The sequence below is a fragment of the Pseudocnuella soli genome (assembly GCF_004347775.1).
Taxonomy (GTDB): Bacteria; Bacteroidota; Bacteroidia; order Chitinophagales; family Chitinophagaceae; genus Flavisolibacter; species Flavisolibacter aquaticus.
In genome coordinates, this window is the sequence record NZ_CP037755.1 from 142,475 (window position 1) to 157,305 (window position 14,831).

General features: G+C 48.3%; 10 protein-coding genes. 1 reads left to right on the forward strand and 9 read right to left on the reverse strand.

The genetic code is table 11. From position 1 onward, the window contains the following. Positions 1–175: 175 nt before the first annotated feature. The 6 genes from EPD17_RS00625 to EPD17_RS00650 form a co-directional block, all read right to left on the reverse strand. Positions 176–2,095 carry a T9SS type A sorting domain-containing protein gene (locus EPD17_RS00625; RefSeq protein WP_165929475.1) on the reverse strand — a complete coding sequence of 640 codons (1,920 nt, stop codon included), beginning with the start codon at positions 2,093–2,095 and terminating at the stop codon, positions 176–178. Positions 2,096–2,346: 251 nt separating this feature from the next. Further along, on the reverse strand, positions 2,347–2,727 hold the full coding sequence (locus EPD17_RS00630) for a hypothetical protein (protein WP_132050895.1): 381 nt from the start codon (positions 2,725–2,727) through the stop codon (positions 2,347–2,349). A gap of 125 nt (positions 2,728–2,852) precedes the next feature. Next, positions 2,853–3,794 carry an NAD(P)-dependent oxidoreductase gene (locus EPD17_RS00635; protein ID WP_132050897.1) on the reverse strand — a complete coding sequence of 314 codons (942 nt, stop codon included), beginning with the start codon at positions 3,792–3,794 and terminating at the stop codon, positions 2,853–2,855. Between the two features lie 48 nt (positions 3,795–3,842). After that, positions 3,843–4,595: a 16S rRNA (adenine(1518)-N(6)/adenine(1519)-N(6))-dimethyltransferase RsmA gene (rsmA, locus tag EPD17_RS00640; protein ID WP_132050899.1), complete on the reverse strand. Its 753-nt coding sequence runs from the start codon at positions 4,593–4,595 to the stop codon at positions 3,843–3,845. Between the two features lie 53 nt (positions 4,596–4,648). Beyond that, positions 4,649–7,726 carry a VPS10 domain-containing protein gene (locus EPD17_RS00645; RefSeq protein ID WP_165929476.1) on the reverse strand — a complete coding sequence of 1,026 codons (3,078 nt, stop codon included), beginning with the start codon at positions 7,724–7,726 and terminating at the stop codon, positions 4,649–4,651. Positions 7,727–7,837: 111 nt separating this feature from the next. Beyond that, entirely contained in the window at positions 7,838–10,516 is a 2,679-nt protein-coding gene (locus EPD17_RS00650) for a GEVED domain-containing protein (RefSeq protein WP_132050903.1), read from the reverse strand. A gap of 454 nt (positions 10,517–10,970) precedes the next feature. Between EPD17_RS00650 and pdxA the strand changes: the two genes are divergently transcribed. Next, complete coding sequence (pdxA, locus tag EPD17_RS00655) at positions 10,971–12,053, forward strand: 4-hydroxythreonine-4-phosphate dehydrogenase PdxA (protein WP_132050905.1); 1,083 nt, start codon at positions 10,971–10,973, stop codon at positions 12,051–12,053. A 211-nt stretch (positions 12,054–12,264) separates the two neighbouring features. Here the strand turns inward: pdxA and EPD17_RS00660 are convergent, their stop codons facing one another. The 3 genes from EPD17_RS00660 to EPD17_RS00670 form a co-directional block, all read right to left on the reverse strand. Next, complete coding sequence (locus tag EPD17_RS00660) at positions 12,265–12,951, reverse strand: hypothetical protein (protein ID WP_132050907.1); 687 nt, start codon at positions 12,949–12,951, stop codon at positions 12,265–12,267. A 79-nt stretch (positions 12,952–13,030) separates the two neighbouring features. Next, complete coding sequence (locus EPD17_RS00665) at positions 13,031–13,870, reverse strand: ABC transporter permease (RefSeq protein WP_132050909.1); 840 nt, start codon at positions 13,868–13,870, stop codon at positions 13,031–13,033. Further along, complete coding sequence (locus EPD17_RS00670; protein ID WP_132050911.1) at positions 13,848–14,783, reverse strand: ABC transporter ATP-binding protein; 936 nt, start codon at positions 14,781–14,783, stop codon at positions 13,848–13,850. Before EPD17_RS00670 ends, EPD17_RS00665 begins: the two co-directional genes overlap by 23 nt. Between the last annotated feature and the right edge of the window lie 48 nt (positions 14,784–14,831).

The window sequence follows — 14,831 nt, forward strand, 5'->3', positions numbered from 1 at the left end:
CCTCCGAGGCACCGGCAGCTTATATGGTCTTCATTAAGTTGTGCCCGCAGAAAAAACCGTTGGGGCATACACGAAAAAATAGCAACGCTCCAGAATTAACCGAAGCGTTGCCAGGCCGTAAAGATAGAAAATATTCTTTGCGAAAGAAATTAGTTACACGGCATGCAAAATATTTTTAATGAGTAACGCCGGATACCGATAGTTTTTGCACCAGCCGCCCCGTGGCCGTTTCGGCCACCACCACGTAGCTACCCGGCACCCACTGGCCCGCCTCTGCAATAACGATGCGGTTTTGCCCCGGCACCACCGGCACGGTTTGCTGCCACACCTCAGCTCCAGCCAAGTTGAGCACCTTTACCCTTGCGGTGCCTTTTGCACCCACGGCCAGCCACAGCTGCGCCTCGCTTTTTACCGGGTTGGGGTAAATGTGCAGGCCTTCCTCAAGCGGCATGTGCACCTGCGCCACGGCACTATAAATGGCACCGGCATCCAAGTTTACCCGTACCCGGTAATATACCTTTTGGCCTTGCCCCGCTACGGTGCTATCGGTAAAATAATAGGTGGCTGTGGTGCTGCCCCGGCGGTTGTTGGGCTGGCGGTGCACGGTGGTAAAATGCACCCCGTTGGTGCTGCGCTGTACCTCGTAATGCATTGCTGCCCTGTTTTCGGTGCAGGTCCATTGCAGCTTCGGCCTGCGCTCATACAAGGCAGCTTTTATGTCAATGTTCTGCACGGCAAGTGTCGAACATTTGGTATCGTGGGTAATGTAAACGGTGTCCTGCGCATAGTTGCTGCAGCCCGCCATCAATTTTTGCGTAACGATGTACATGCCGTCCAGTTCGCCGTACACTTCAGGTCCTTCGGTGGTGCCCAGGATGTTGCCATCGGGTGTGCTCCAAGTGTATACAGATGTAGGCACCGGGTTGATCACCGACAGGCGGCTGGCACTGGCCCTGCCGCAAATTTCGGGTACTTCGGCGGCGGCCTGTACCCGTTGCGCCAGGAAGAGGTCGGTGGGCGCTACAAAGTCTTTTAATTCGGCTGTGAATGAAGCGGAAGCCCTTGTTTTTACCACCATCCGGTTGAACGGCGTGCCGCATACATCGGTGCCAAAAACAGTAACCGGATCGAGGCCCAGCTTGGTAAGGTTTACCGAGAACTCCATGAACTGCCGTGCCGTGAAATTGGTGGCAATGGAGTTGTCTTGCAACACCAGCCCAAACGGGCCGGCCCATTCGCTGTTGCCGCATTGCAGGCCGGTGTAAAATGCGCCGTTTGTTTTGGGTAAAATGCTGGCGTAGCCATATGTGGCACCCGAGCCGGCACCATCAAATTTACCCGACCAGGTAAACGCCACCGGGTTAGTGTTGAGTGCATCTTTATGCACCCAAATGCGGGCTTCAATGCTGGTGAGCGAAGCGCTTTGGTATTCGGCAGAAAAAATAATATCGCCCGGTGAAATGACCCTGCCGGCCGCGTCGAATTTCCAGCTGGTATGTCCTGCATCGGGGCCGTAACCGTACCAGCCTGCCGAGGCGCGGTCGTAATAAATATCGGTCTGGTACATTTCAAAATCGAAGTAGCGGTTGCCGGTTACGTTGTCCAGCGCCAGCCCGCCAAACATCCACAAAGAGTCGGTGCTGCTGGGCCCCGATCGGCGCACATGCATGTACATATCCAGTATATCGTTCTTGTCGGGGATGCTTTGTATGCCACCCGACCAACTTGCAGGGCTCATACCGTTCTTATCCGAGCCGGCTACAAATACGGTAGTGTCATTGCCATGATAATCGCGTACAAAAAGCGCATCAAGCCACAGCCTGCTGTTGACTACACTAAATGCAGGCTTGCTCATGGTGCGGTAAAACGAAGCCATGCGTTTGCGAAACGGCGATACATCGGAAGCATAACCGGCACGTATAGCCGCAGCTCCTGTAGTATCAATTACGGCTTGCCCGGTGCCGGAGGTGCTGTTGTTAAACCAGTCGTCGCCTGGCTGCAGTTGCCCGTTGTAAGAGTTGGCCCGCAGGTCGCCATCAACACCAAAGTTGGCCCGCATTACCGGCGTGGTAATTTGCGCCGCGACGGGCAACAAACAACAGCAAGTAATAAGTAGGAGTAGAAATGTTTTCATAAGCATGGATGAGGGTAGGGATTATAAAAGCATTGCTATGACGGCGTGATGATTGAAAAGTTTAGCGGCGCATTTAAATAAACGACAACTGGTGGCACACTGCAATTGACTATTTATATAAAATGGATACAACACTGTGCAACAACAAACCTGCTGTTTAAAAACAGGAATCATTACCGGGCGGCAAGGCACCACCCGGTAATGATGAATAGTTAGCCACGCTTCATGATGCGCACATCGGCCACTGCCGAAAACAACACTGCACCGCTTGCATCGATGGCCGAAACACGGTATACAATGGTGCCGCCAAATGCAGTTACATCGCGGTAACGGTTGGTGCCTGCATGCGCCGGTGCTGTTGTTACGGGTTCAAAAAACTCGCCGCCGTCATAAGATTTTTCCACCAGGAAATGGTCTACACCAGTGGTAGGTGCAGCCCAGCTCAATGCTGCATCAGGGCCCTGGCGGTGCACCCGCAAAAAATCGAATGAAGTGGTTTGATCAGTGCTTACGACGGTTGGTAACGCAGGTTTGCTAAACGAAGAAAAGGCAACAGTTGCCAATGCCAAAAAGGCCATCGTACGAAGTTTCATAAGGGTAGATTTTGATGCACAAGTTATGTGGATGCACAACCTTGCACAAGAGCAAATCTACCATTGCGGGCACCTATTTTCCGGAGGTGTGGATGGGGCTTTTTACGAAGGGGTAATACCTTTTTTTAATATGGAATATCCAATTTATCCAACAACACCTCACCCATTTTGCGGTAACCTTCCACGCTGTAACCGGCTATGTGCGGAGTAATTAAAACATTGGGCTGGCTGGTTAAAAAATCCAGCTGTTGCTTTTCGGCATCGCTGTATGTCTGCAGTTTTTCATTTTCCAAAACATCCAATCCTGCACCGGAAATTTTGCCCGATTGCAATGCATTAATCAAAGCGGCCGTATCGGTGACGCCACCGCGGCAGGCAGTCAGGAAAATGGGTTGTTGCTGCAGGCTGTTAAAGAACGAAGCATTGGCCATATGCTTTGTTTCGTGGGTAAGCGGCACATGAAAAGAAACAACATGCGCCTGTGCTGCGATGGCTTCCAAGGTTGACTCCTCGATATAATCGCCACCAAAGCCGGTGCGGTATTTATCGTATGCCAGCACTTCTACACCAAATCCTTGCAGCAGTCGGGCAAACGCTTCGCCGTTGTTGCCAAAGCCAACAATGCCCACGGTTTTGCCGCGCAACTCAATGCCGCGGTTTTCGGCACGGCGCCATTTGCCCGCTTTTACTTCGTCGAAAGAAGACGCGATCTTATTCAAAAGGCACAACAACATGCCCAGCACATGTTCGGCTACGGCATTGCGGTTGCCCTCCGGTGTGCTGATGCAGCGGATGCCTTTTGCTTCGGCATAGGCCGCATCAATCAGTTCCATGCCACTGCCCAACCGGCCAATCCACTGCAGTTGCTCTCCGGCGTTCAGCATTGCTTTATCGATAGGCAGTCTTGTGGTAACCACCAACCCGTTTGCACCGGGAATGCGCTGCAACAATTCGGCGTAAGTGATATCCGGTGCATACTCCACTGCATAGCCTTCGCTTTTAAACGCTGACAGCAACATTTCGTGCACCGGTGCAGTAATCAGGATGCGGGTTTGTTCGGTAGCCATAAGTGGGCAAAAATAGGGAATCGTGCAGAGTACATGGGCAACAGGTCGTTACTGCATCCTGAATGTAAGCGCTGCAAAATCGTGCACCGAAAGTTGCTCGGGCCGCTTATTGAATATTTCGTCTTGCAAGGTAGCCGCATCAAACAAACCGCGGCAGGCATTGCGCAGGGTTTTGCGGCGCTGCTGAAATGCTGTTTTTACAAGGTTGAACAACCGCTTTTCGCTGTGCATGGGCACGGGTTCTTTTTTAGGCAATAACCGAATCACGCCACTCTTTACTTTAGGCGGCGGATTGAACGCATCTTCATCTACCGTAAACAGGTATTCGCCATCAAACCAGGCCTGCGCCAGCACCGAAATAACGCCGTACACCTTGCTGCCTTCTTTGGCCACAATGCGCTCTGCCACTTCTTTTTGAAACATGCCGATCATACACTCAACGCTGTCTTTCCACTCCAATACCTTGAATACAATTTGCGTGGAGATATTGTATGGAAAATTGCCCACCAGCGTAAACCGTTCAGCAAAAGGCGGCGTGATATCGAGCACACTTTGGTGAATGATCTTATCGCTCAACTGCGGGTAGGTTTGCTTTAGGTACACCACCTTTTCATCGTCAATCTCAACAGCTAAAAAATCAATGCCTTTTAACTCCAATAAGTGCTTGGTGAGTGCACCGCCACCAGGGCCCACTTCCAGCAACCGTTGAAACGGGTGCTGCTCCAATGCAGCCACAATGCGGCGACAAACGGCCTCGTCCTTTAAGAAGTGCTGCCCGAGTGATTTTTTAAGCGTGTACATGGGGCAAAGGTAGTAAATGAAAAGGCGCCCGGTGGGGCGCCTTAAATTGAAGTTTAGTTCTTGACAACTTTCTCTACCCATCGTTGCCTGTTGAACGTGGCCTCGAGGTAGTACACGCCTTGTGGCAGAGATTGCAGATCGGAAAGATTGTAGTTGCTGGTGCCTGCCTGCAACGATGCCTGCGCAGCCCGAATGACTTGGCCGGCATTATTTACCAACCTCAATGCAACCGTACCTTTTTGCAATACATGAAACTGCAATGGAATTGTAGTTGTTACCGGGTTTACCAGCAAGGTCATTTTTTCGCCATTGCTTCGGTTTAAGAAAACAACCGAGGAATATTGATAGGTACCGTCCAGATCAACCGATTTGATTCGGTAATAAAACGAGCCGCCAACCTGGTAATCTTTATGTTCGTATACCTGAGTGCCGTCCAAGTTTCTGGCACGAACGGTAGCCACTGTTTTGTAGGCGATACCATCTGTGCTTTTCTCTACCTGATAACTTTCCAGTTGCGACTCTTCCGAAACCGTCCACTGCAGCAAATTGTGTTGTTCCTGCTTTTGGCCTTTAAAAGAATTGAATGTTACTGGCAGTGCGGAGAGTTCAAGCAGCGGTGAATCGAAGATGCCTTTGCCATGAGTTACCGCCCGTAGTTTTTTGCTTCCAGGCGTTGCTCCAGGCGCCACCACCAAATCAATCACATAAGTGGCATCCCAAAAGCCATTTCCGTAGTCAAGCCAGGTTGCTCCTGCATCCGGACTTACATATACACCCAAATCTGAACCAGCATAGATAATGTTTGGATTGTTTGGATCAAGCATCACTGTATTGATGGGCACATCCGGCAACATGCCTGTGCCCAAAGGCGCCCAAGTTGTTCCGCCGTTTTTGGTAACGTAAACATGATCCGTTCCAAAACCACCTACCGCAGCATACACGATCTCGTCGTTCGTAGGATGAATGGCGAAATCCATTACAAAGCGATCCGGAAGGTTGGAGGTTACTTTTGTTTTTGCAAAAGCAACAGTATTCTTAGAGCCGTTGGTTATTTTCCAAACATTTGCCGGAGGATTATAGTAAAGGTTGTCATCACTATAACTTACTTGTGCCAAAGGGGAAAGCGATATATAAAGCTTGTCTGCATTTGTAGGCGAAACGGCTAATGCTAAAGCTGTTTTATAGTTCTGCTCAATAGGCTTCGTCATCGTTGTTGGCCCATCCCTGTCGAAAGATCCTCCACTATTTAAACTCACGTGCAGATTATCGGAGGCTACATACATGATTGCAGGGTTTGCAGCACTCACTGCCATCGGTGCCATGAATCCTGTACGGGCATCAGCATCATGCGTTTGACCCAAGTTGGACAAGCGTTGCGTAAATGAAACACCTTTGTTTATCGATTGTAAAATATTGCGTGCATCACGGGATGCAATAACAATATCATCGCCCCCAGGCTTAAACATGCTGGGCCCACCATCGCCCCCTATTACCCTTGACCATGCAGTGCCGTTAAACCTGATGGTATTGTTATCCTGAAGGCCACCTATGAAAAGTGGACTTATCTGCGACTGAGCAGACGGACCATAAAACTGGTGTACCTGCAACCCTCCGTTGCAAGAAGTAAATGCACACGAAGAAAAAGCGCCATCAAATACACCTTTGAATATGCCACCATCTGAGGCAACGTACATTTCTGTGCTGCTTCCGGGCACAAATTCTATATCATGAATATCATCGTGCAGATATGTGTTGGGTCCCTCCTGGTCGCCGGCGTTTTTTGATATATTCATATCTGCGTTGCCTGTTCCAATTTGGGTCATGGTGGTTCCTCCTATGGTATAACGGAACGTGTTAACGCCACCTAATACAACGCGGTTGGGCGATGCAGGGTTGATCTCCACATCATGTGCAAACCAAAATTGATCACTTGGACCCGTAAAATTGGTGCCGGATTGTGCTGTCCAGGTTGCACCAAAATCGGTAGAGGAATAAAGCTGCTGAGTTGATGCACCTCCAACACTGGCAAGCAGCCTGCCACCGCCTACATCAAATTTGATAAAGCCTCGAAATGTCGGCAGTCCACCAGTTGTCCCAGTAGATACTTTCGTAAAACTGGATCCGCCATTTGTTGATCGCCAAACACCTTTATCCGTGTTTACCAAATTACCTGCTGCCACAACAATTGTGTTGCTATTAGTAGGGTCGATTGCAACATCAGAAACATATATTTTATCCCAAATTTTCGTCCATGTTAGTCCGGCATCCAACGAACGGTATAAAGCATTAGTAGCACATGCATACACCCTACTGGGATTATTAGGATCAAACCTGATTTGTTGGATTCCAAAAAGATCGTCCATATCGCTTGACAACACTTTGGTCCAGGTATTACCGCCATCGGCACTACGCAATATGCCAATGCCGTAGGTGCCTCTTGACCGCCAAACGTTAAAACCTATGTTCCCCAACTGATTATTCTGATAGCTGGTACTGCCAACGGTTTTCGATAGGCTTTGAACACGATAAACTTCTCCAGTACCAGCCAGCAAAACCTGGGTATTTGTAGGATGATAAACTAATGCGGAAACTCCCAATACAGGAAAACCTGTGGGAACCGGACGCCATGCAGTGGCACCCTCGCCGCTTACATCAGTACGCCAGATGCCGCCACTTGCGCTTCCGGCAAATATGGTCCGCTTTCCATTGGCGTTTAAGTTTGGATTAATAGCCAGACAGAGGATACGACCACCAAAAATCTTTGGGCCAAATGCTGTCCAATTACCAAAACCACCTGTACCACTGACAGTTCCAGCAACAGTTTCCTGAATTGGTGACAGACCTTTCAGCTTATTGCCCATCAATATCTCCTTAGGGTTTTTGCCTCCGGTGGATTTGCTTAACAGTTGTTGCGTGTAAGCTTTTAACGCCAGGTGCTGCTCCCAGGATCGCTCATATTTTTGCGCAAGCCCCTGCGGGTTAGGATAGCCTTTACTCAAAAACCAGGTGCCCAGTTGCTGATACACACCTGCCAATTTATTTTCACCCCGCTCTTCCTCATATTCTTCCTCATCTGATTCTATAGATTGTGACCATTGGTTCCACAAAAAGGCGCTGGAGGCCAACAACACAATTACGCTGGTTATACTTACGAACCGCACTACACTCCTGTTCATAGTTCTTCTTAGGATAATTTGGATTTTGGATTTGGATCTAACTAACGATAAGCGATATAATACTCCTTATTGCTTTATCAGCTTCATTTGTTTTACTTCAGTGGATGTTTGCAGTTTCACCATGTACATTCCAGGTTTTAAGCTAGTAATACCATCCAGAACAATGCGGTTCCATCCCTTGTTCAGGGCAACTTGCTGTTTGCTGATCACACTTCCGTTTAGTTGGTGCATAGTTACGACTGCACCGGTTGCCTGGTAAGATTTTAGGGATAATACCGCTTCATCCTTTGCCGGGTTGGGAGTTAAATGCATGGCACCCTCAATATCGGTGAGGTCAATGCCCTTTATTTCACTGTATTCATATTTACCTGAAACGTCTTGCATCAATAACCGGTATGTAACCTGGCCGGTGCCCGGCTGGCCATCTGTAAAGCTATATTGCTTCGATGTTGCAGCCAATGCCTCATTTGCGGCTACTACACCAATACTACTCCAGTTTTTCCGGTCACTGCTCCGTTCAACAACAAAACGGTACCATTTTTTACTACCATTTATAGTCCAATGCAAGCGTACTGACTGGCGCTCTTCCCTTTCCAATGAAAGTTTAGCAGCTGCTGATGACAATACGGTTTTGTCAACTGTTACCAGATAGTCCTCCACTTCACCATCAGGAAAGTAACCGGTGGCATTATTTACACCCATATTATTGGACTTCGAAGTAATCCGTATGCGCAAATAGGTTACCGCTCCATCTTGCAGCGTGTTAGACAAACCCTGCCAAAACAAACTCAGGCGCTGCATGGATGCGCTGCTGGGCACATCCTGCACAATTCCCTCTGATAGGTCGAATACATTATTCTTATTAAAGTCAAGCCACGCAACAACAGTGGCTACTGTTCCGGTGTTGTTAAACACATCAACCTCCGTAAGATAATTAGTACTTGTAGTGAGCAGCGTAACATACCGCAATCCATCTTCATCTCCTCCATCTGCATCTGCATTTACATAGGCATTTGCCGATGGTTCCTTAACCCATTCCAAGTCCAGAGTACTGCCAATGCGTAAGTTGGCCTTTACCTCATGGGCTGCCTGATTTCGATTGCTCCCTTCATACACAAAAGGCGCATCGCCAAAATCCATTTTCGGACGGAACGGTTCCGAAGCGTCGCCGGCACTACCCACCCAGGCTGGCCCGCCACCCAATACGGTTATGGCTTTGGGAGTACCTAAAGTTCCGTTTCCATTATACCGCACCAGGTTATTACGGACAGCCCACAGGTTTCCATGGTAATCCATCCCTCCTTGTCCAGAATATACTGCCCCTACCGTTAATCCAGCAGGATTGGTGTATTGCACGGTGTCGCCTGTGGTAAGATCAATATGGTGAAATGCACTTTTTTCATACCGATAGGTGGAGGCACTGGTACCAGAACGTGCTGTATTAAAATCAATCAGCTTGCCATCCTTGATTAAAAAATCACCCCAGTCGTGGGCAGATGCGTTCGTAGTGCCTAAATAAGCCGGAATGGCCCATGTTTGATAAGCTTTATAAGTGGCGAAACGAGAAATTGTTGTATCTGGAATGTCGATGCGGTATACTATGCTTTCTCTTGAAGTGTACGTGTCGGGACTTGTTGAGAAGTTTGTATGAAGCCCACCTTCTATGCCCAGGTACAATGCACCATCGTAAAAAGCAGCACCTCCTGATTGTATTCCTTGTTCGAATGTAGGAATACCCAATAAGGCTTCTACATCACCAATAACCTGAATAACATTTGTGTTGAAGTTATATCGCTTCAATGTTTTCACGGTACTATCAGGACTGCTTCTTTCTGTAACATAATATAGCAGGTGATGCTTATGATCGTAAGCAAATGAGTTGATGTATCCACTGGTACCATACTGTGCATCAGTAAATAAATGCCATGCCCTACCCAACGTATCCATCATGTAGGCAGACTGGTTGTCGGGGGTAACCAAGAAGTATGGCTGTTGGCCGGCAATGGGCTCCAACTCAGGCACCTGGTAATAGTTTACCGGAAAGTTTCCATCGGGTACGCAGGCATTCACCCGCGATAACCAGAATGATGCATCTGAACCCAAAGTTGGGATGGTCAATACAATTTGTTTTACCGGACCGGGAATGTTCACCCGAACGGTAGCGTTGTTACTGGTACTTGCAATAGAGGCAGTGGTTAATGAAGCGATATATGCGCTGGTACCGCCACTACCAAATACAGGCGTATTTACAACATTTGATGGAATAAGCGTAACCGGAACCAACGCGTTTGCATCATTCCTTGCCATAAAGTTTATTCGCTGGCCTGCATCTACATCGTACAGCACAAAGGAAACGTCTGTTACGTTTTTATCGAAATCAAGGGTAATGGTCTGGTTGGCTGCTGTTGGATTATACTGTACATCGGCTCCGCCAAAACCAGCAAGGTCGCCTGTATGCGTAGTATTCTCTCCTCTTGCAATACCAATAGCAGAAGTAGTGAATGTGATGCCTGTACGGCCTATTGTGAACCGCTGAACGGTTTCCTGCAAATTGTTAATGTACCCTCCGGTTGGCGGTGTAGGAGACCCCCCATTATTGTGACCATAAGGCGCCAAACGGCTGCCACTGTTGTAATAATAATCACGCTGGTCCCAATTCAAAACAGAACTGGTACACTGCGCATGCACCCGGATAAATCCAACAAGGCCAAGCAGCCCGGCAAGGAGGGTAAACAATTTTTTCATAAGATGGATACGGTTCGGTTTATTGGATATTTGGATAACTGATGGACGCTAAACGTTACACACAACAATCAATATCAAATCCGGAAAGCATAAAGAGGAGGAATGTAACTAAAGAAGATAAAACAGGTAGTTACCACCTACAATTCATACGATAACGGATTCGGAATGCTAAAGTGCAACAAAATTAATGCACAGCCAAAACTTACATTATTTTTTTATAAGTTTTCCTGCTTACCGCTAAGCAATTTTCCTTAAATACGGATAGGGGTAAGTAGCTTTACGCAGCGCCCATCGTAAAACTGCGACGGCCTGTTCCGAAAGCTTACGCACCAGAATAAAAAATCATATCAAAGCGGTTATTTCAGAAAAGTGCCGGAGCCACAAAAGCACTATTCCCGGGCAACTTGCCGCTATTAATTGCCGCTCCTTAACTTTAACCCCAATACACCATACAATGAGCAAACCCATCATAGGCATTTCCTGCGGCGACGTTAACGGCATCGGGCCCGAAGTGATCATCCGGGCACTAAGCGATGTTCGCATCCTGGAGCATTGCACCCCGGTTATTTTCGCATCACATAAGCTGATTAATTTTTACCGCAAGGCCGCAGGAGAGCACAACCTGAATTACCAGACCATCAAAGATTTTTCCCGCATCAATCCAAAGCAGGTGGCGGTGTTCAACTGCTGGGAAGAAGACATTACCATCACGCCTGGCCAGCTTAATGAAACCGGTGGCCGCTATGCAGTGCAATCCCTGATGGCAGCAGCCGAGGCCTTAAAAGCAGGGCACATTCACGGCCTGGTAACGGCACCGCTGCACAAAAAAAATGTGCAGTCGGAAGCGTTTAACTATACCGGCCATACACCGTTTTTGAAAGACGTTGCCGGTACCAGCGATGTGCTGATGTTGATGTATTCCGAAATGCTGCGGGTGGGATTGGTAACAGAACATGTGCCCCTGAAGGATGTGGCGCAGCATATCACAAAGCAAAGCATCATTTCCAAACTCAATATGCTGCACGGCAGCCTGCGTAAGGATTTTGGCATCGATAAGCCACGCATTGCCGTGCTGGGCCTTAACCCGCATGCAGGCGACGAAGGCCTGATCGGCACCGAGGAAGAAACCGTGATCAAACCGGCCATTAAAGAAATGAAACAGCACATGCTGGTGTATGGTCCTTATAGCGCCGATGCATTTTTTGCACGGGGCAGCTACCGCCAGTTTGATGCCGTGCTGGCTATGTACCACGACCAGGGATTGATTCCTTTTAAAACACTCGCTGGCGGCGAAGGCATTAATTTTTCTGCAGGTCTTCCTTTTGTCCGTACCTCACCCGACCACGGCACCGGCTTTGATATTGCGGGTAAAAACGTGGCGGACGCAGGCTCTTTTATTGCCGCCCTGTTTGGATGCCTCGACATCATTGAGCAGCGTACAGGTTATGAAGAACGCAACCGCAACCCGCTGCGCAAAATAACCGCCGAAGTGCTGAAAAACGTTGAAGACGAAAAGATCGAGCAACAAGATTATTAGGAATGACGAACAGACGAACAAGGAACAGGAGAATGTTGAAGTTGATTGAGGAATTATTGATTATGAATTATTAATTATTGGGATTTCTTCCACATTCATAATTCATAATTCTCATTTTGCGGTTCATCATTCCTTGTTCCTTGTTCGATATTGTCCTCCTCAACTTCTTCTGCTCGGCATTCCTTGTTCATCTGTTCGTTGTTCTCAGAATTCACTTAAACACCCTTTCGTCAACAGGTTTATTGATCGCGTAGTTGGCATAAACCACTGTAATCACACCTTTCTGGTCTTTGGGTGGTGCAGGCTTTTTGGCACCACCTTTATCATACTCCATAGCAATGCCCTTCGGCAATTTGTATTCCCGCGTATTGAACGTAAATACCACTTTATCGGGCAGGCCCCAGGTTGCATAGCGGCCATAGCTCAGGTCCACTTCATAGCTGCCGTTGTTGCGGGTGGTTACCTGCGCTTTGTGCACCACTTCCTTTTTCACATCAATATACAGCGTGCTCAAAACCACGTCGGAGTTGGCATCCAACGGCAGCAGTTTTACAATGCGCACCGGCGTGCCCCGCACCACTGCATTGCCTGCACCAATGGCAGTAGAATTTTCATTACCCAACAGCGTTGAAAAATTAATGCTGATGCCGCCCTTCGGCAAAATAGAAAGTCCATCTCCTTTTTTAATAGCAAACTGGTCGGGCTTTTTAAAATACGCCGTGATACCCGATGCCGGCGCTTTGATGAATGCAGCATCAATGGTGAGTGTGCCGGAGGCCTGATAGGTATTTACCTGATCAAGCCTGGCCTTTACAGCACGAATCAGTGCCGCTTCATCCTGCGCATGCAATAGTGTGCAACAAAGGAGGAGTAAGGTTAGTAATTGAAACTTTTTCATGTACATATTTTGCAGTCCCGCTCATTTTCAACAACACCCAATAGCATAGACGATAGAATGTTATCAAAGGATTATTCACTTACGATAAAATGTCTTTTTTCCGAAACACAAAGATCGTTATCGATACAAAGGCTATGATGTGCCCCAGCAGCATCAGCATCGACTTTAACAGTTCGCTGTAATCCACCGGGTCTTCAAAAAAGCCCTTCCAGTTGAGCATATGGTTGGTAAACAAATAAGGTTTCAACACGTTGAAAAACGGAATGTCCATCGTGGTGAGAATGGTAAAAAGGATAATGATGCTCATGGTGGAAATAATGGGCCCAATGCTGTTTTCAGCAAACACCGACAACAAGAATGCCAGTGCCGCCACGGTGGTCATGGCCAGCACTGCAAAGCCGAATGCACCAGCGTAGCGCCACATTACATCGTGCTGCGGCAGGATCAACAGCATGTCGCTTTTAAACACCATCAAATCGCTTTTACCAAATATCAAAAGCGAAACAAACAAGGACAGCACCGCCATAAAAAACAACAGGCTTACTGTGTAAATAGTTGATGCAGCAAATTTGCTCAACACCAACTGTGTGCGGCTTACCGGCTTTGCGGCCAGCAGGCGCAGCGTGCCCATGTTGGCCTCACCGGCAATGGCATCTCCGGCCACCAGTGCAATGAGCAAGGGCACATGCACCAGCAGCGTTTGCAGTATGGTGTAGCAAACAAAATAGCCATTGAGTTTTTTGCCTTCGATGGCAAATGTTTCGGCTACTGATTGCATCACAAACTGCAAATAAGTTTCGCCATCTACATACAACGCCAGTTGCACCAGCGCAATGATGGCGGCAATGGCCGCAAATGAAATATAGGTACGCGGTTTTTTAAAAATTTTGAACAGCTCAATGCTGGTAAGTTGCCACATGCCTGTTTTCGGTTGTAAGGGAAAGGAAATAGTTTTCCAACGAATGCTGTGCCTGCAGTTGCAATACATCGATGCCTGCTGCCACCAGTGCGGCGTTCAGTGCGGGCACTTTTTGCCCGTGCATTTGCAGGCGTATGCCATCTGCATTGGGCAGCAAAAACTGTTGCCAGTGCGATGTTTGCAGCCATTGCAACGCCGCTGCATCGTTGGTGGTTTGCAGCGCCACAATGGTATCGGCGGGGTTGAGCAAACTGCTCACACTGCCTTCGGCCACTTTTTTACCGCGGTCGATGATCAGCATCGAATCGGCAACAAGTTCCACTTCACTCAACAGGTGCGATGACACCAGCACTGTTTTGCCTTCGTTTTTACTCAGGTGCAAAATAAGGTTGCGGATATCGGCAATGCCCTGCGGATCGAGGCCGTTGGTGGGCTCATCAAGTATAATAAGTTGCGGGTTGTGGATCAGGGCGCAGGCAATGCCCAGCCGCTGTTTCATGCCCTGCGAAAAAGTTTTTACCCGGCTTTGTGCCCGCTGCGTTAAACCCACTTGCTCCAGTTGCTGCATCAGTTGTTGCCTGCCGGCATGTACCCCACTGAGGCGGGCCATGATGCGCAGGTTTTCGTACGCCGTGAGGTAGGTGTACAAATCGGGGCGCTCAATAACAGCACCCACCTGGCGCAGTATGGTATGGCGTTCGGTGGTCAGGTTTTGCCCAAACAATTGCATGCGGCCCGAAGTGGGCTGCACCAATGTTAGCAGCATGCGAATGGTGGTGCTTTTGCCTGCGCCGTTTTGCCCCAAAAAACCATACACTTCGCCTTTGGGCACGGCAAAAGAAAGCGCGTCCACTGCACGTAGCGCACCGAATTGTTTTACCAGGTTTTCAACAATAATGATGTGTTCTGTCATGTTATAAAAAGTTCCAACAATCGGGACCGGTTGATCGTTCAAAAAGAA